The organism is Streptosporangium sp. NPDC001681 (assembly GCF_040298085.1).
Taxonomy (GTDB): Bacteria; Actinomycetota; Actinomycetes; order Streptosporangiales; family Streptosporangiaceae; genus Streptosporangium.
The window spans coordinates 20,246-38,351 of sequence record NZ_JBEOZN010000010.1 but is presented as its reverse complement, the minus strand read 5'-3'; the positions used below and the strand labels follow the sequence as shown (position 1 = coordinate 38,351).

Below are 18,106 nucleotides of genomic sequence, written 5' to 3'. Positions count from 1 at the left end.
TATGCAGGGTTTCGTGGTAGGGCTTCGTCAAGTCTCTCGCGCGTTCGCGCAAAGACAACCTCTCGACCTTGTTACTTTAGTCGGGACTACGACTCGTCGAGGCCCTGCTCGATGGCGTAGCGGGCCAGTTCCACCCGATTGTGGAGCTGAAGCTTGTTCAGCGTGTTCTGGACGTGGTTCTGCACGGTCCGGTGGGAGAGCACGAGACGCTCGGCGATCTGCTTGTAGGACAACCCCTTGGCGACCAGGCGGAGCACCTCGGTCTCCCGCTCGGTCAGGCGGGGCGTCGCCTCGGGCGCGGGCCTGGCCGCCAGCCTCCGATACTCCCCCAGCACGAGCCCGGCCAGCCCGGGGGTGAAAACCGCGTCGCCCCCCGCGGTGCGCCGGACCGCGTCGAGGAACTCCTCCTTGCTCGCGGATTTCAGGAGATACCCGGAGGCTCCCGCCTTGATGGCCTCCAGCACGTCCTCCTGCTCGCCGCTGGCCGACAGCACCAGCACCCTGGGCGGCGGCTCCGAGGTGGCCAGCCTCCTGGCCACCTCGACCCCCGGCAGGTCGGGCAGCCGCAGGTCCAGCACCACCAGCTCGGGCCGGACCGCCGCGGCCACCCGGACCGCCTGCCGCCCCTCCCCGACCGCGGCCACCACCTCGTATCCGGCCTCGGCCAGGTCCCTGGCCACCCCGTCCCTCCACATCGGGTGGTCGTCCACCACCATCACGCGCATTGGCCTACCTTAGGCCCGTTCCTGCGGAGGTGCCCGTCCTGCTGCACAGCGTCCGGACAGCCCGGCCCGCCCACCGTGGCGGCCGCGAGAGGCGGTCTAGCCGGCCGGCACCGACATCTCGATCTCGGTGCCCCGGCCGGGAGCGGAGATCACACTGACCGTGCCGCCAAGGTCCGCGACACGGCCCCGGATGGACTGCGCGACGCCGAGCCGCCCGTCGGCGGCGGCCTCCTCCAGGCGTCCGGGTGCCATACCCGGCCCCTCGTCCCTGACGGTCACGGTGACCAGCCCGTCATCGCTCTCGGCGAAGACCCACGCGGGCGCCCGCGCCCCGCAGTGGCGGGCGACGTTGTCCAGGGCGGCCCCGACCGCGGCGGCCATCTCCGCCGCGGTGGCCGCGGGCAGGATCAACGGGGTCGCCGGGGCCGAGACGGTGACCGTGGCCGAGCCGTACCTGTGCAACAGGGCGCACAGGTCCGCGGTGCCCGCGGCGGGTGCCTCTGGCCTGAGCCTGACCAACTCGCGCAGGGCGGCCTCCTGCTCGCCCGCGAGCCTGCCCAGCTCGGCCGCCTCGCCGCCGATCTCCTGCCCGCGCCGCTGAACCAGCGCGAGCACCTGGAGCACCGAGTCGTGGATTCCCCGGGCGAGCCGCTCCCGCTCCCGCCCCGCGACCTCCAGTTCGATCGCCTGCTCCATGCGCTCCTCGGCCTTCTTGGCCAGCCGGGCGACGTGCCCGACGACGGTCCCGGCGAGGAAGAGCAGGACGGTGCCGTTGATCGGCAGCGTCTCGAAGCCGCCTCCGGGGACACCGTGCAGCCACAGGTCGGCCAGCGAGACGATCAACGCGGCCACGGCCCCCAGCCGCCGCCCGCCGTACACGCCCCAGGCGAGCACCGCGCCGCCCATCCAGGTGCCGGTGATCGGCAGGCTGCCCTCCTGGTAGGCGCCCTGCACCGCCGGGGTGGCGAGCAGGCAGCCCACGGTCACGAGCATGTCGGCGGCGAGCAGCGGCCAGCCGCGGAGCTCCTCGACGGAGTAGGCGAAGATCGTCCCCGCGGTCCACAGCGCCATGACGCCGATCACCAGCCAGCCGATCGCCGGGTGGGCGTACCCCCCGGCACGGATGAGCAGAACCGCCGCGTACCCAAGGGATGCGACGCGGAACACCGCGACCGCCCGCCAGAACGGCCCCTCGATTCCCGTCACACGCCGGCCCTACCTCTCAACAAGAAAGCGGCGTACTGCAATAATCCACCGATTTCTTTCTCACGAAAAACTGGAACATGTCCCACGTAGATCACTTTTCTTACGGCCTGCTCACCCCCGTGCTGGCCTATGTCATGTCGAGCGTCGGATGCATGCTCGGCCTCCTGCTCACCGCCAGAGCCCGCGAGGCGGCGGGGGCGGCACGGGTCCGCTGGCTGGTGGGCGGGGCACTGTCCATCGGCGGCACCGGTATCTGGGTCATGCACTTCGTCGCCATGATGGGCTTCTCCGTCGGCGGCGGCCAGATCCGCTACGACGTGCCGCTGACGATCGGCTCGGCGGCCCTGGCCGTCGTCGTCGTGGGCGCGGGCCTGTTCCTGGTCTCCTACCAGGGCGAGAGGTTCGTGCCGCTGGTCTCCGGCGGCGTGCTCACCGGTCTCGGCGTGGCGGGCATGCACTACATCGGCATGTTCGCGATGAGAATGCCGGCCCACCTCTCCTACGATCCGGTGCTGGTCGGGGTCTCGGTCGCGATCGCGATCGCCGCGTCCATCGTGGCGCTCTGGTTCAGCCTGCGGATCAGCGGCGTGCCGGCCATCGGCGGCGCCGCGATGATCATGGCCCTGGCGGTCTGCGGCATGCACTACACCGGCATGTTCGCGCTCGAGGTGCACCCCCGGCTCTCACCCGCACCGCTCGGAGGGGCCAAGGGCATCGACTTCATGCTGCCCACGCTGACCGTGCTGGGCCTGCTGACCGTCGGCCTGCTGCTCACCGTCATCCTGTCGCCGTCGCAGCCGGAGCTGGACCACGACGCCACCCTGCTGGCCAGGCTGGAGAACCGCCGCGCCGAGGCCCGGCTGCACGAGCCGGTCACCCCGCCCGCCGCTCAGACACCGAAGGGCCCGTCTTTGTTCGACTCCCGAGAGCGATGATGTACGGCCTGCGCCCGCTGGGCCGCTTGGTCAGGGCGCAAGCCGTACATGGAGGGGAATCGCAGGCGGCCGGCCGCCCAGTCAGGAGGCTAGGACCGGACGCTTGCAGAACGCTTGCAAACGGCCACTCTCCGCGAGGGGCCGCGGTGACGTCTCAGCCGAAGAAGACCTCGGCCTCCTCGTAGCGGCTGGCCGGCACGGTCTTCAACTCCTTGGTGGCCTCGTCGAGACCCACCCGCACGATCTCGGTGCCCTGGAGGGCGACCATCTTGCCGAAGTCGCCGTCCTGCACCGCGTCGATGGCCTGCAGGCCGAACCTGGTGGCCAGCACCCGGTCGAAGGCCGTGGGGGTGCCACCGCGCTGGATGTGGCCGAGCACCGTGGTACGGGCCTCCTTGCCGGTGCGCTTCTCGATCTCGCTGGCGAGGTTCTCGCCGATGCCGCCGAGCCTCACGTGACCGAAGGCGTCGAGCTCGCCCGCCTGCAGCGTCATCTGGCCCTCAACCGGGTGCGCGCCCTCCGCGACCACGATTATCGGCGCGTACTTCGTCTTGAAGCGGGACTCGACGTAGGCGCAGACCCGGTCGATGTCGAAGGGCTTCTCCGGGATGAGGATGACGTTGGCACCGCCCGCCATGCCGGCGTGCAGGGCGATCCAGCCCGCGTGGCGGCCCATGACCTCGCAGATCAGCGCGCGGTGGTGGGACTCGGCGGTGGTGTGCAGGCGGTCGATCGCCTCGACGGCGATGTTGACCGCCGTGTCGAAGCCGAAGGTGTAGTCGGTGGCGTTGAGGTCGTTGTCGATCGTCTTGGGCACGCCGACGACCTTCACCCCCTTGTCGAAGAGCTGCTTGGCCACACCGAGGGTGTCCTCGCCGCCGATCGCGATCAGCGCGTCGACCCCGCCCTTCGCGAGGTTCTCCTTGATCTTCTCAACGCCGCCATCGATCTTGATCGGGTTGGTCCGCGACGAGCCCAGGATCGTCCCGCCGCGCGGCAGGATGCCGCGTACGGCCTCGATGTCCAACGGCATGGTGTCGCCCTCGAGAGGACCCCGCCAGCCGTCGCGGAACCCGACGAACTCATGCCCGTGGACGCCCACTCCCTTACGCACGACAGCGCGGATAACGGCGTTCAGGCCGGGGCAGTCGCCGCCCCCGGTGAGCACTCCGATACGCATGACATCCTCCGGTTATGAGTCCGAGCCAAGATGATCAGACTAAAGGGCATGGGCCGATCGGCGACGGATTTCCGCCACCGACGAAACGCATTCTGCCGTCAGATGCGCCAGTGGTCTAGACCAAATAGAACTAGTCCTCATATGTCGCCTCCCACGATCGACGGAGAAGCGACACATGGGCGCCTCCACCGGACCCGAGGTCCGGTGCCGAACGGGTCGCGTACGTCACCTGCGGGATTCCGGGCTCGGGAATCCCCGGCCACCTCATAGGTCATACCCACCCGGAACCATCGCCCCCCTTCTCACCGGCGGCTCAGGGCAGCGGCAGCACGCAGGACGGGGTGCCGACGGCGAAGACCTCCCCCGCGGGCCGCGGGACGCCGTCCTTCAGCGGGAGCACGGCGACGGTGTCCGAATGCTGGTTGGCCACGTACATGCGGCCGTCGGCGATGGCGAAGTGCCTCGGCCAGGCGCCGCCGCAGGCGACCTCCGCGACCGGCTCCAACTCGGGGCCGGCGAAGACCGAGATCGTGTCGGGACCCCGGTTGGCGACGTAGACGAGCCCGCCGCGGGCCTCCAGGTGTGAGGGCTGGTTCCGCCCCCCGCTCCCGCTGGCCGGGGCGACGTGGATCTCGCGCCATTCGGCGTCGTAGGCGCGCACGGTGCCGTCCAGCTCTCCCGCCACGTACCAGTGGCCGCCCGCCATGGCCATGTGCCGGGGGCCCATGCCGGGGGCGAGCCTGACCGGTCCTTCCGGGTGCGGGATCACCTCGTCGCCGACCAGGTAGCGACGGATCTCGTCGGCCCCCAGGTCGCTCACGTACAGCACGTCGTCGGGGCCGAAGACCGCCTGGTGGGCGTGGGCCCCCTCGCGGTAGGGGAAGATCCACGTGTCGGTCAGCAGGCCGGATCCGTCGATGCCGTGCACGCTGAGGGTGCCGTCGCCGTAGTTGGCCACCGCCAGGCGCGTGCCGGTGGGGTCCACCGCCAGGTGGCAGGGGGCCGACCCCTCGCTGGGCCGCTGCGCGAGCGGGCTCAGCGTGCCGTCGCCGGCGCGGGCGAAGACGCCGACCGTACCGCGCTCGCTCTCCCCCACCGCGTACAGGACCGGGAGGACGGGGTGAACGGCGAGGAACGACGGCCCGGAGGCGGGCGTCTCGCCGAGCCGGGCGAGACTTCCCAGCTCCACCAGGGTGATCCCCGGCCCGGACCCTTCGGTGTCCGGGGTGTACCCACCGATGTACGCGACCTCAGCCATCATGCTCCCGCCATGGGCACGGCACGCGCCGCCCCAGCTCATCGTCCGTTCCAAGGCAAAATGCGAAGTTAGCGCAGTTAGCCGGTGATCTCACAGTTACCCGCCCGCAAAGATCTCTCATCATTTCGTTGACCTGGTCAATGAATTCGTTGATGCTGTCAAGCATGGAGAGACACGTGGCGGAGGTCCGGGCCTTCAACCGCTTCTACACCCGGCTCATCGGCGTGCTCCACCAGGGCATCCTGGACACTCCCTACTCGCTCACCGAGATGAGGGTGCTGTTCGAGCTGGACCGGGCGGACCGCATGGAGACCGGCGACCTGCGGCGGCTGCTCGGGCTCGACGCCGGATACCTCAGCCGGATGCTCGCCGGGTTCGAGGGCGACGGACTGGTCGTCCGGGAGCGGTCCGCCACCGACGCGCGGCGGCAGGTGGTCGAGCTGACCGACGAGGGCCGGACCAGGTTCGCGCTCTTCGACGGGCGCGCGGCCGAAGAGGTGCGCGAACTGCTGGCCGGGGTGACCGACGAGGACCGCGGGCGGCTGGTCGCGAGCATGGCGGTCATCGAGGAGATCCTCGGCGCGGAGCCGAGGACGGGCTCTCCTTACGTCCTGCGTCCGCTGCGTCCGGGCGACCTCGGCTGGGTGATCCACCGGCACGGCACGCTCTACAGCTCCGAGCAGGGCTGGGGCATGGACTTCGAGGCGCTGGTGGCCAGGGTCGCGGCCGACTACGTGGACCACCACGACCCGGCGCGCGAGGCGGGCTGGATCGCCGAGGTGGACGGCGAGCGGGCCGGCTGCGTCTTCTGCGTGCGCAAGGACGACGAGACGGCCCAGTTGCGGTTGCTGCTGGTCGAGCCGTCCGTGCGGGGCATGGGCATCGGCAGCCTGCTCGTGGCGGAGTGTGTGCGCTTCGCCAGGGCCGCGGGCTACCGGCGGATGAGGCTGTGGACCAGGGACGTGCTGCTGGGCGCCAGGCGCATCTACCGGGCGGCGGGCTTCGAGCTCGTCGAGAAGGAACAGCACGGCGACATCGTCGACGAGATCTGGGTCCGCGACCTCTGACCCTTCTTCTTCGTCTTCTTCGCGGCGGAGCCGGCCCGTTCCCCCGGCGACTGACCGGCGGCCGCCCGCCACCCTCGGCGCCCCCGGCGCCCCCTCCGGGCCGCCCCGGCTTCCGGTCGCCGCACCCCGGAGGGGGCGCGGCCTAAATTCCCTCTTTCTAGATAGGTATTATGTGATTAATATCGGGGGCACCAGCCCGTTCCGGATGAGCTCTGTATGAGGCGAAGATGCGCTTGCACTGGTTCCTGCCGACCACCGGCGACGGCCACCACGTCAGGCCCGCCACGACCACCGTCGCGGCGGGTGCCGCCGCGGACCGGCCCGCGACGCTCGACTACCTGTCCCAGGTGGCCCGGGCCGCGGAGTCCGCGGGTTTCGAGGCGGCGCTGACCCCGGTCGGAGCGGGCTGCCCCGACCCGCTGGTGGCGTGCAGCGCGGTCGCGGCGCGGACCGAGCGGCTCAGGCTGCTGGTGGCCTTCCGGCCCGGCTTCACCCTGCCGACGCTCCTCGCCCAGCAGGCGCAGACCTTCCAGCAGATCAGCGGAGGGCGGCTGCTGCTCAACGTGGTCACCGGCGGTGACCCGCAGGAGCAGCGCGCCTACGGCGACTTCCTCGACCACGACGCCCGCTACGAACGGACCGGCGAGTTCATCGAGGTGCTCAGGCGCACCTGGGCCGGCGAGCCGTTCGACCACCGGGGCACCCACTACCGGGTGTCGGGCGGCGGACTGGCCACGCCGCTGCTCGACACCCCCGACATCTACTTCGGCGGAGCCTCCCCCGCCGCCGAGCGGGTGGCCGCCACCGGGGCGGACGTCCACCTGATGTGGGGCGAGCCCCCGGCGATGATCGCCGAGCGGGTCGCCCGGATGCGGAAGCTCGCCGCCGAGGCGGGTCGCGAGCTCCGGTACGGCATCCGGCTCCACGTCATCGCCCGCGACACCGCCGACGAGGCCTGGGCATACGCCAGGCGGCTGCTTTCGGGCATGGACCCCGGCAGGATCGCCGCCGCCCAGGCGCGATTCGCCCGGATGGACTCGGTGGGACAGCGCCGGATGGCCGACCTGCACGGCGGCTCCGCCGAATCCCTGGAGATCTCCCCCAACCTCTGGGCCGGGGTCGGCCTGGTCCGCGAGGGCGCCGGTACCGCGCTGGTCGGCAGCTACGCGGAGGTGGCCGAACGCCTCCGCGAATACGCCGGGCTGGGCCTGTCGGAGTTCGTGCTGTCCGGCTGGCCGCACCTGGAGGAGGCCTGGCGGGTGGGCGACTTCGTCCTTCCCCGGCTGGCGGCCCCCGCGCTCGTCGCGTGAGCGTCCTCGGAACCGAGCCGGGCGCCGGCCGTACCCTCTGGCGAGCCCTGGCGCTGCGGGCCGGAGCGATCGTCGCGCTGGTCGCGATCTGGCAGGCCGTGGCCATGGCCGAGATCTGGCCACCGGTCTTCGTACCGGAGCCGGTCGCGGTCTGGGACCAGTTCCTGCGCACCACCGCCGACGGCGTGAGCGGCCACACCCTGCAGGAACACCTGCTCACCAGCCTGCGCCGGATCGGACTCGGCTGCCTGTACGGGGTGAGTGGCGGCATCGTGCTGGGGCTGCTGATCGGCATGGTCCCCACGCTGCGCGCGCTGCTCGGCCCCCTGGTCACGTTCGTCCGCACCCTGCCGCCGCTGGCCTACCTCAGCCTGCTGGTGATCTGGTTCGGCATCGACGAGGAGCCCAAGATCTGGCTCCTGCTGCTGGCCGCGCTCCCGCCGGTCGCGGTGGCCACCGCCGACGCGGTACGCGGGGTGCACGAGGACTATCTGAACGCGGCCCGCTCGCTCGGCGCCCGCCGGCACGAGCTGCCGCTCCGCGTGGTGCTGCCGAGCGCGCTGCCCGAGATCATCACGGGGGTGCGGGTGGCCGTGGGCGTCGCCTACACCACGGTGGTCGCCGCCGAGACCGTGAACGGGGTGCCCGGCATCGGCGGCATGGTCCGTGACGCCCAGCGCTACAACCAGACGGACGTGGTCGTGCTCGGCATCATCGTCATCGGCCTGTCAGGTCTGCTCATCGACTTCCTTCTGCAAACGCTGGACCGCCGCCTGGTTCCCTGGCGCGGCCGTACCTAGGAAAGACCCCCATGAAACGCATAGCCCTCGCCCTGACAGCCGCCGCCCTCGCCCTGGCCGCCTGCGGGTCCGGTACGGAGGAGGCCAAGCCCGCCGCCGACGGCTCCCCCGCGACCCTGCGCATCGGCTACCAGCTCATTCCCAACGGCGACCTGATCGTCAAGGACCAGCAGTGGCTGGAGAAGGCGCTGCCGAACACCAAGATCACCTGGAGCAAATTCGACTCGGGCGGCGACGTGAACACCGCCATGATCGCCGGCTCGCTCGACATCGGGCTGGCGGGCAGCAGCCCGGTCACCCGCGGCCTGTCCGCGCCGCTCAACATCCCGTACCGGGTGCCGTGGATCTTCGACGTGATCGGGGACAACGAGGCGCTCGTCGCCCGGGGCGGGGTGACCGACGTCAAGGGCCTCGCGGGCAAGCGGGTCGCCGCCCCCTTCGCCTCGACCACCCACTACAGCCTGCTCGCCGCACTCACCGAGGCCGGCCTCTCCGAGTCCGACGTGAAGATCCTCGACATGGAGCCGCCGGACATCCAGGCCGCCTGGCAGCGCGGCGACATCGACGCCGCCTACGTCTGGACGCCCACCCTGGCCGAGCTGCAGAAGAACGGCGGCACGACGCTGGTCACCAGCCGGGAGCTGGCCCAGCGGGGCAGGCTCACCGCCGACCTCGCGGTGGTGAGCGACGACTTCGCGAAGAAGTACCCGAAGGCGCTGAGCGTCTGGCTCCAGCAGCAGGACCGCGCGGTCAAGCTGGCCAGGAGCGACACCGGCGCCGCCGCCGCGGCCATCGGCCGCCAGCTCAACCTCGACCCGGCCGAGGCCGCGCGCCAGCTCGGCCAGCTCGTGCTCCTCGACGCGAGCGAGCAGCGCTCCGCCGACTATCTCGGCACCCCGGACGCTCCCGGCAAGCTCGCCGAGAACCTGCACAGCGCGGCCGAGTTCCTCAAGGGCCAGCAGAAGATCGACGCCGTCCCCGATCCGGCGGTCTTCCAGAAGGGCCTGGCCACGCAGGAGCTCGCGGATGCCTTCGCCGGAAGCTGACGCCGGCACCACCGCCCCCGGAGCGGACCCGGCCACCTCGAACGGCACCGCGCACGAGAGTGCTCCCGCCAACGACGGAAAGACCGCCCCGGCGGCCGATCCGGGGGCGGCGCGGGACACCGCGCTCGCCCTCACCGGGGTGTCGCACTCCTACCGGGGACGCGCCGGGATCGTCGACGCGCTGGGGCCGATCGACCTGGAGATCACCGCCGGGGAGTTCGTGACGATCGCGGGCCCGTCGGGGTGCGGCAAGAGCACGCTGCTCCGGCTGGTGGCGGGCTTCACCGCACCCTCGGCGGGAACCATCACCGCCTCCGGCGCGACGGTGTCGGGGCCCGCCCCCACCAGAGGCTTCGTGTTCCAGCAGCACCGGCTCTTCCCCTGGCTGTCAGTCGCCGGAAACGTCGGCTTCGGGCTGCGCGGCCTGCCCAGGGCGGCGCGGCGCGAGCGGGTGGCCGAACTGCTGGAGCTGACCGGCCTGGCCGACGTCGCCAGGGCCAGGCCATATGAGCTGTCGGGAGGCATGCAGCAGCGCGCGGCGATCGCCCGCGCGCTCGCCCCGGACCCCGCGCTGCTGCTGATGGACGAGCCGTTCGCCGCCCTGGACGCCTTCACCAGGGAGCGCATGCAGGAGGAGGTCCGCGAGCTGTGGCGGCGGGCCGGCACGACCGTGGTCTTCATCACCCACAGCGTGGACGAGGCCGTCTATCTCGGCACCCGGGTGCTCGCGCTGAGCGGCAGGCCCGGCCGGGTGGTCTCCGACCGCGCCTCGGCCGTGCCGTACGGGGAGCACCCTCGCACCGACCCGCTCTTCGCCGAGTTGCGTGAGGAGCTGACCGAGGTGGTCAGACAGGCCGCGTCGGTCAGCGGCGGAAGGGCCCGGTGACCTCGTAGGTGACGCCGTCGGTACCGGCGGCGTCACCGCGGGCGCCGCGCTGTGAGGAGAAGTAGAGGCGGTCGCCGCCCGGTGAGAAGGCGGGTCCGGTGATCTCCGACTTGGAGTGGCCCGCGATCCGCAGGACGGGGGTGACGACCCGCTCGGGAGTGATCAGGTTGATCTCCATGTCACCGCCGTCCTCGGCGACGTAGAGGTCCCCGGACGGGGTTCCGGTGATGTTGTCGACGCCGTTCAGCGGGGCGTCGGCGTCGTAGACGACACTCAGGTGCTCGTGCTCCGTGTCGTAGGCCCACACCCGGTTGTCACCCTTGGTGGTGAAGAAGCACACACCGTCCGCGTAGTGGCAGCCCTCCCCGCCCGAGAAGCGGGTGGCGCCGGCGACCTGGTCGCGGGTGGCCTTCAGCAGCGCGCCGGGATCGGGCACGCGCCGCCAGGTCACCGCGCCCGAGTCGGAGGCGCAGAGCACCTCCAGGGTGCCCGAGGTCAGGTCACCCCAGTAGACCGGCCGGAACCGGTAGAAGCAGCCGTCGGGCTCGTCCTCGGTCAGGTAGACCACCCGCCGCTCCGGGTCGCAGGCCGCGGCCTCGTGCTTGAACCGGCCCATGGCGAGGCGCGGCATCGCGGCCCGCGAGCCGTAGGGGTCGCACTCGAAGACCCGGCCGCGGAAGATCTCCTCGCACGACAGCCAGGAGTTCCACGGGGTGCGGCCACCCGCGCAGTTGAGGTTGGTGCCCGACAGGATGCGGTAGGCGCCGACGACGGCTCCGTCCGGCCCGAACCTGATGGCCGACGCCCCGCCGAGCAGCGGGATCTCCGAGTTGGACACGTAGATCCAGCCGTCGCCGTCGGGGAAGCACGCGCCGCCGTCCGGCGCCGGGTGCCAGAGCAGCCCGCCGACCCGGCGGCCGGTACGGGCGACGATCCGGCTGGTGAACCCCTCGGGCAGCGCGACCCCGTTGGCGTCGGGCTCGCCAAGCGGACCGTAGGGGCTCTCGAAGCTCGGGGCGACGGCACCCGCGACCCCCTGCCAGAGCGAGCCCGCGAGAACCGCACCGGCGGTCAGACCTCCGGTACGTACAAACGTGCGGCGAAGCATGGCCCCTCCTCGTCGTCCCTCACGGTACGCCGCAAGCCGATCGAACTCACATGAACGCCGAGACTCCTTGAGCGCAAACTTTGCGCGAACCGAAGGACAAACATCCGCCAAACCAGGTCGGTCTATCACCAAGATCGCCATCTGTCCCGCCGGACGCGTCCACAGTGGAATCTTCACCGTTGTCGGATCGGGAGGACCGTTGAGCGAGGGACTCGCGTTCGCGAATCCAGTCTTCGAGACCACGCCCCGGGTGGGCACCCGCCGAGCTCTCGTCTTCCTCGACTCCCCGCCGGACACGCTCCCGCCCCGGGCTCCCGCTCCGCCCTCGGCCCCCGATCCGCTCCAGGCCCCTGTCCCGCACCCGGCCCGGCCACACGACCGGGCCACGACACCGCCCCCCGGCACCTCCACCACCGGGCCGCACACCACCGGGCCGCACGCCGCGGGGCCGGGTACCGGGCGGCCGGACGCGCGGCTGGCGAGCGCGCTGCGCGCCGAGGGGTTCACCGTCGACGCCGAGACCAGCGGCGGGGCGGACGCGGACGGTGAGCGGGTGTGGAACCTGCTGCGCTCGGCGCGGGAGGGGGACCTGCTGCTGATCCGGCTGCCCGCCGACGGCGGCTGGACCTCGGGACAGCTGGGATCGATGATCGGCACGTTCGGGCGGCAGGTCGGCGAGTCGCTGGCGGCCGCCGTGCTGCTGATCGTGGACTTCGGCTGGAGCGCCCTCGACGGCTCCGCCGAACCGGTCAGGCAGCTCGCCGTGGCCGGGGAGCCGAGGGTGGCGGCGGCGGCGCTGACCCTCACGCTGAGGCTCGACGAGACGGTGCCCGGCCCGGTGCGCACGCTGACCGACGTCATCGCGGAGGGCCTGATGACGCGGGCCGCCGACCTCGACGGGGACGGGACGATCAGCGTCGGGGACCTGCACGCCTACGCGCTCGCCCGCTACACGGCGGTCTCGGCCGCCCGCACCCCCATCCTGATCGCCTACGGAGCCGTCGCCGGTGTCGCCTTGACCCCGGCGAGGGACGCCGCCGCCCCGCACGCCGCCTTCACCCGCGCCCTGGCGCGGCTCGGCGATCACGCCCCGCCCAGCTGCGGGATCGAGATCGTCCGGCGGGTCTACGAACTCCACCTGAGCGAGCCGGCCAGGGAACTGCTGCGCAGGGCCGCCCTGCTCGACGAGGGCGAGCCGATCGACGAGATCCTCGGCGACGCCGCCGAGCTCAGGCAGTGGGGCCTGCTGGGCGAGACGACCACGTTCGTCCATCCGGACGTGCGGAGATTCGGCCACTCGCGGCTCTCGGCGGCCGAGCGGGCGCAGACCTCGGCGCTGCTCCGCCGCCGCCGGGCCGGGCTCCGTACGGTACGGCCCCGGGCCAGGCTCACCGCCGACCGGTGGACCACCGAGGACCAGCTCGGGCACCGGGTCTACGCCGAGGCCATCGCCGCGTTCGTCCGCCACCCCGAGACCCGGCCCCCGCTGACGATCGGCGTCAAGGGGCCGTGGGGCACCGGCAAGACCTCCCTGATGCGGATGATCCAGGACCTGCTGGACCCCGGGGCCGCCGGGGACGATCCCGCCCCGATCCACCTGCCCGGCTCCCGCGCGGAGCGGGCGCTGACCAACGCCGAGGTGCTGGCCAGGACCGGCCGGCGCCCCAGGGGGAGCGCCGGGTGGGCGGAGCCGGACCCGCTCCCCCTGCGGCGGGCGGACTGGCGGCCCACGGTCTGGTTCAACCCGTGGATGTACCAGAACGGTGAGCAGGTCTGGGCCGGACTGGCACACGAGATCATCAGTCAGGTCACCCGGCGGCTGCCCCGCGCCGAGCGGGAGCGGTTCTGGCTGGAGCTGAATCTGTCCAGGATCGACCGGGAGGCGGTCCGCAGCCGCGCCTACCACCTGGCGCTGACCCGCCTGGCGCCGGTGGCCCTCGGCCTGGTCGCCACCCTCGTCCTCACCGGGGCGCTGCTGGCCGCCGCCGCGCTGCTGCCCGCCTTCGGCTCCCTGCTGGGGAACGCCGCGGCGGCCGTCGGCTCGGCGGGCGCGGCGGCCGTGGTGGGGGCGGGCGCACTGCGGCTGGCCCGGTTCTTCGGGGAGTCGGCGGACAACGCGTTCCGCGGCCTGGTCACGCAGCCCGACCTGCTCGGCCCGGGTGCGGCCGACGGGGCGGGCGGCGAGGGCGCGACCACCCCCGGATACCGGTCCAAGACCGGCTTCCTGCACCTGGTGCAGACCGACATGCGGCAGGTCCTCGACCTGGTCGCCACCGAGGAGCGCCCGCTGGTGGTGTTCGTGGACGACCTGGACCGCTGCTCGTCCGGAACGGTGGCGCAGGTCATCGAGGCGATCAACCTGTTCCTCGCCGGCGAGTTCCCCAACTGCGTGTTCGTGCTGGCCATGGAGCCGGAGGTGGTCGTCGCGCACGTCGAGGCCGCCTACCCGGAACTGGCCGGGACGCTGCCCACCGGCGGGCGGTCCGGCCTGGGCTGGCGGTTCCTGGAGAAGATCGTGCAGCTACCGCTGAGCGTGCCGCTGCTGGACGACGCCGACCGGCTGCCCGCCTTCGTACGGGCACTGCTCGGCGTCGCCGACACCGTCCGGCCCGCGGACGTTCTCCCCGGCCTGGAGACCGTACGACCGGGTGACCCGGGCGCCATAGGAACACCGAATCCGGCCGGACCGCGTCCGGCGGGTCCCCCAGCCGCCCTGGAACGGCTCGACCCGCCCCCGGATCCGGCCGGACCGCGTTCGCGCGGTCCCCTGCCTCCCGCACGGCCCTTCCCGCACGACGCGGCCACGCCGGGCTCGTCCGGCACCGCCACGCGGTCGGGAGCGGCCGTGCAGGGGCGGCGTACATCCGTACCACCGGCGGGCGCGCGGAGACTGGAACTGTGGGCGCCGGTGGAGGCGCTGGGACCGTCCCCGCTGACGGACGTAACGGGATCGCACACACCGCAGGACGGCTCGCTCGCATCGGGCCCGTGGGCGGCCGAGCCGCCGGACCCGGTCCAGGTGAGCCGGTTGCAGGACGCCATCTGGGCACTGCGCCCGACCACGACGACGCTCGACGAGGCGGCGCGGCTGGCCCAGGACGCCCTGGGCATCGAGTGCTCGGACGCCGTCGGCGGCCTGTGCGCGGCGACCCGCGAGGCCGCCGACCGGGTCTTCGACGACCTCTACAGCGACGAGAACGCCTATCTGGCGATCGAGTTCGTGCTCCCCGCGCTGACCTTCTTCAACCCGCGCGAGATCAAGCGGTACGTGAACGTCTTCCGCTTCTACTCGTTCCTGACCTACCGCCGCGCCCTCGCCGGGGCGGCTCCCGCCTCGGACGGCGAGGTCGCCAAGCTCGCCGCGCTGGCCGTCCAGTGGCCGCACCTGCTGACCCTGCTGGCCAGGGAGATCGACGGGGTGAGCATCCTGCGCCGTCTGGAGGCCGCCGCGAGCGACGATCCGGCCTGGGAGCGGATCGTCCACGAGACCGGCCTCACCAGCCACGACTCCCCCCACCTGGAGTCCCTCCGCGACCTGCTCTCCCGCCCCCACCCCATCGCCGATCTGGCCCGCTATCTCCTTTGAGCGCCGAATATCCGATGAGAATTCATGATGTTCGTCAGGACTTATAACGGTCTGATGATGTTGGCGATGGGCGGCGGCCGACCTACCTAGCGTTGCGGGCGTAGCCGATCCGGGCCGCTCTGCCGCGTCCGGCGAGGGGCGGTGGGTGATGGCGAGAAAGAAGAAGGCGGCCCGGAATCGCGCGAAAGACCCGGTGGCCCCAGCAAAGGAGAATCCCCCCAAAGAGGGCACAAAGGAGAAGTGGTACGCCAAGCCGGCGGTCTGGATCGGCGGTGTGGTCGCCACGGTCGTCGGTGGTGTGGCGCTGGCCGGCCTGGGGTGGTTGTGGCCCGAACTGGTCGATGACGCCGCCCTGAAGGACGAGGTCCGTGCAGAGATCAGAGGGGACGACGACCTCGACTATCACGTGGAGACGATCTACGGAGAGGACGAGGGCAGATCCATGGCCTTCGCCGACGTCGTGCTACCGGACGCCTCGCTGCTGAAAATCATGAATCGGCAGAACGGTGCGGTGTCCTCCGAACTGAACGATCGGCTGCGGGCGATGGGGGGCGTCAATCTCGGCAAGCTCACCCTGCGGATCAATTTCGAGGGGCGGCGGAAAAGAGAGATCCGGATCGTCGACATCCGGCCGGTGATCCTCAAAAGATCGGCTGGGCTGGGTGGCACCTTGTTCAGCGTGCCGTCGCAGGCGGGCACGCCGATAGCCCGTATGGTGATCAATCTCCACGAGCCCATCCCGGTGGCCCGGGAGGTGGTGGCCGGGAACCCGTTCGGTGACGGAACCGAGGGCGAGCCGTACTTCGAGAAGCAGGTGATCTCGCTCCCCGACGGCAAACAGAAAACACTGATCGTCCGGCTGAACGAGAAACGTCACCACTCCACCTTCTACCTCCGGGTGGACTACCTCATCGGCAATGAGCCGAAGCACATCCTGATCAAGGACCAGGAAAAGCCGTTCCAGCTCACCGGGCTGCACTGCGGCACGAAACCCGGCGTGCTCTCGTACCGGCGCGCCTTCCTCCTGGCCGATGGATACAGGCTCCGGCCCGAGGCCCATCCGGATCGGCTGCAGGACGGCGACTGCTCCTGATCGCCCCCTGATGCCGCGAGACCCGCTGAGCTCAGGACGGGTGGTCGCGGTGGATCCTGGGCTGCTTCTCCTTCCTGGGGAACACCGTGATCGGCAACCGGAGGCGACCACCAAACGTGCCCCGCCACCGCGCGATCGCCGGCCAGAGCCGTCCGGGGTGAGAGCGATGCTTTGCCGGAAGCCGAACGACGGAGGTCCCTGTCTCGACTCCCAGCGCATCCACGATCTTCTTGGATGCCGGGACGATTCCGGCGCTCAGGATCTCGGCCCGCTCACCTGAGCGATATCCGCTCCCGGTCGTCCTCAGCGTTCGCAGGCGATCGGAACCTGCCGTGACCTTCTTCGGCAGGCCGGCCAGGGTTCCGGCTCCCGGCACCGACTCCGTGCCGGGAGCCGTCTTGAAGGGCTGGGGCGGATCACGGCGTCCAGGCCGGGTCCCGGCCGATGACGCCGAGCAGGCGGTCGAACCGCGGGGCGTCGTCCGGCACCGCCACCGGCGGCCCGAAGGCACCGCGCTGCCTGCCCGTCTCCGCCATCTGGTCGGCGAAGTGCAGCGCCCGAGAGACGGCCTCGGGGTCCGGCTCGTACTCCTGACCGGTGGCCCTGGCCAGGTCCCAGCCGTGCACGACCATGTCGACGAGGTACATGTGGGCCAGCGTGGTCATCGGCAGGCCCATGCCGGGGCTGGTCCCCTCCCACGCCTCGGGCCGCGACCAGGCGGCCAGCATGCGCTCCGCCCGCTCGGGGAAGTCGCCCGCGTAAGGTCCCTGCTCGACGTTCGGCCCCTTGCGCCCCAGCGACTCGAACATCTCCGCCACCCACTCGAGGTGGTTGATCAGGTCCTTGACGTCGAACTTCGCGCATGGCGTCGAGGACCCGAGCTGCTCCTGCCGTACCGCGCGCACCAATCCCGCGGTCCGTTCGGTGGCGTGCGTCATCAGCGGCATCATGTCGTCCATGGCAGCCATCATGCCCCGCCTACCTGAGGCGCGGCTTGTAGAAACGCGACAGCGCGGCTGGGTCGACCCGTACGCAGGGCTCAGCACCTTCGATTTCGTCCGTCAGGCGCCATCGCCCGAAATCTCGGCATATGTGGATTACTTCTGGGTCGTCACCTGGACCGACCTCGCCGAGCCGTACGAACAGCGCATCGTCTCGCACCCCACCGTGAACATGACGATCACCGCGGACTTCCAACGGATCGCGGGAGTGATCAAGGGCGGGTTCTCCTACACGATGCGGGGCAGCGGCCGCGTGCTCGGCACGCGCTTCCGCCCCGGCGGCTTCCGGCCGTTCCTCGGCGGCCCGGTGTCCCAGCTGACCGGCCGCTTCGTGGAGATCGGCGAGATGTACGGCGCAGCGGGCGCGACCCTGGGCGAGCAGGTCCTGGCCGAGCCCGACACCCGGGCCGCCATCGCGCTCACCGAGACGTTCCTGCTGAGTCTGAGGCCGGATCAGGATCCGCTGACGGAAGAGGCCGCAGCGCTGGTGACGATGGTGGCGAACGACATGTCCGTGACCAGGGTCGACGAGCTGGCCGCCAGATCGGGGCGGTCGGTGCGCTCGCTGCAGCGGCTGTTCCGGGACTATGTCGGCATCGGCCCCAAGTGGGTGATCCGCCGCTTCCGGCTGCACGAGGCCGCGGAGCGGGTCTACCAGGGCCTCGACCTCGCCACGCTGGCCGCCGAGCTCGGCTACGCCGACCAGGCCCACCTGACCCGCGACTTCACCACCGCGGTCGGCATGCCGCCCGCCGCCTACGCCCGGCTCAGCGGCCAGGCCTGATCCTGACGTCCGTCTCTCCTTTGGCGAGGCGACGGTGACAGATGAGAGCGGCGGCCGGCTCGACCACCAGGGACCAGCCGGCCGTGAACGTTTCCGCGTCTCACCCAGCGGGCGCACACGA

General features: G+C 71.4%; 15 protein-coding genes. 9 read left to right on the top strand and 6 right to left on the bottom strand.

Translation table 11 applies throughout. From position 1 onward, the window contains the following. Positions 1-86: 86 nt before the first annotated feature. Positions 87-716, bottom strand: coding sequence for a response regulator (locus ABT130_RS06685; RefSeq protein ID WP_350924574.1), 630 nt, complete (start codon positions 714-716; stop codon positions 87-89). A gap of 105 nt (positions 717-821) precedes the next feature. Continuing rightward, complete coding sequence (gene macS / locus ABT130_RS06680) at positions 822-1,931, bottom strand: MacS family sensor histidine kinase (protein WP_350953477.1); 1,110 nt, start codon at positions 1,929-1,931, stop codon at positions 822-824. Between the two features lie 77 nt (positions 1,932-2,008). On the opposite strand from macS, the gene ABT130_RS06675 reads away from it, so the two are divergent. Then, entirely contained in the window at positions 2,009-2,866 is an 858-nt protein-coding gene (locus ABT130_RS06675; protein WP_350953475.1) for an MHYT domain-containing protein, read from the top strand. 154 nt (positions 2,867-3,020) lie between these two features. Here ABT130_RS06675 and ABT130_RS06670 read toward each other — a convergent pair whose 3' ends face one another. Beyond that, on the bottom strand, positions 3,021-4,046 hold the full coding sequence (locus ABT130_RS06670; RefSeq protein ID WP_350924365.1) for a 6-phosphofructokinase: 1,026 nt from the start codon (positions 4,044-4,046) through the stop codon (positions 3,021-3,023). A 313-nt stretch (positions 4,047-4,359) separates the two neighbouring features. Further along, on the bottom strand, positions 4,360-5,307 hold the full coding sequence (locus ABT130_RS06665) for a lactonase family protein (protein WP_350953473.1): 948 nt from the start codon (positions 5,305-5,307) through the stop codon (positions 4,360-4,362). Positions 5,308-5,468: 161 nt separating this feature from the next. Between ABT130_RS06665 and ABT130_RS06660 the strand changes: the two genes are divergently transcribed. The 5 genes from ABT130_RS06660 to ABT130_RS06640 all read left to right on the top strand — a co-directional run bounded on the left by ABT130_RS06660 (position 5,469) and on the right by ABT130_RS06640 (position 10,413). Further along, the gene (locus tag ABT130_RS06660; protein ID WP_350953471.1) at positions 5,469-6,371 is read left to right on the top strand and encodes a bifunctional helix-turn-helix transcriptional regulator/GNAT family N-acetyltransferase; all 903 of its coding nucleotides are present in this window, start codon (positions 5,469-5,471) and stop codon (positions 6,369-6,371) included. A 227-nt stretch (positions 6,372-6,598) separates the two neighbouring features. Next, positions 6,599-7,681 (top strand): LLM class flavin-dependent oxidoreductase, encoded by a 1,083-nt coding sequence (locus ABT130_RS06655; RefSeq protein WP_350953469.1) that lies wholly within the window; start codon positions 6,599-6,601, stop codon positions 7,679-7,681. Next, complete coding sequence (locus ABT130_RS06650; RefSeq protein WP_350924357.1) at positions 7,678-8,481, top strand: ABC transporter permease; 804 nt, start codon at positions 7,678-7,680, stop codon at positions 8,479-8,481. Before ABT130_RS06655 ends, ABT130_RS06650 begins: the two co-directional genes overlap by 4 nt. A gap of 11 nt (positions 8,482-8,492) precedes the next feature. Next, complete coding sequence (locus ABT130_RS06645) at positions 8,493-9,527, top strand: taurine ABC transporter substrate-binding protein (protein WP_350953467.1); 1,035 nt, start codon at positions 8,493-8,495, stop codon at positions 9,525-9,527. After that, a complete protein-coding gene (locus ABT130_RS06640) occupies positions 9,508-10,413 on the top strand; it encodes an ABC transporter ATP-binding protein (RefSeq protein WP_350953465.1) in 906 nt (301 codons plus the stop codon). The genes ABT130_RS06645 and ABT130_RS06640 overlap by 20 nt, the downstream gene beginning before the upstream one ends. On the opposite strand, the gene ABT130_RS06635 is transcribed toward ABT130_RS06640, so the two are convergent. Then, positions 10,391-11,521, bottom strand: a complete 1,131-nt coding sequence (locus ABT130_RS06635) for an alkaline phosphatase PhoX (RefSeq protein ID WP_350953463.1) — start codon at positions 11,519-11,521, stop codon at positions 10,391-10,393. The two genes, ABT130_RS06640 and ABT130_RS06635, sit on opposite strands and share 23 nt — an antisense overlap. Positions 11,522-11,720: 199 nt before the next feature. Here ABT130_RS06635 and ABT130_RS06630 point away from each other — a divergent pair, with 199 nt between their 5' ends. Both ABT130_RS06630 and ABT130_RS06625 read left to right on the top strand, forming a co-directional pair. Continuing rightward, on the top strand, positions 11,721-15,107 hold the full coding sequence (locus tag ABT130_RS06630; protein ID WP_350953461.1) for a P-loop NTPase fold protein: 3,387 nt from the start codon (positions 11,721-11,723) through the stop codon (positions 15,105-15,107). Positions 15,108-15,300: 193 nt separating this feature from the next. Then, complete coding sequence (locus ABT130_RS06625) at positions 15,301-16,200, top strand: hypothetical protein (RefSeq protein WP_350953459.1); 900 nt, start codon at positions 15,301-15,303, stop codon at positions 16,198-16,200. A 416-nt stretch (positions 16,201-16,616) separates the two neighbouring features. Here ABT130_RS06625 and ABT130_RS06620 read toward each other — a convergent pair whose 3' ends face one another. After that, a complete protein-coding gene (locus ABT130_RS06620) occupies positions 16,617-17,159 on the bottom strand; it encodes a TIGR03086 family metal-binding protein (RefSeq protein ID WP_350953457.1) in 543 nt (180 codons plus the stop codon). On the opposite strand from ABT130_RS06620, the gene ABT130_RS06615 reads away from it, so the two are divergent. Beyond that, positions 17,158-17,985, top strand: coding sequence for a DUF6597 domain-containing transcriptional factor (locus tag ABT130_RS06615; RefSeq protein ID WP_350953455.1), 828 nt, complete (start codon positions 17,158-17,160; stop codon positions 17,983-17,985). The two genes, ABT130_RS06620 and ABT130_RS06615, sit on opposite strands and share 2 nt — an antisense overlap. Positions 17,986-18,106 lie beyond the last annotated feature (121 nt).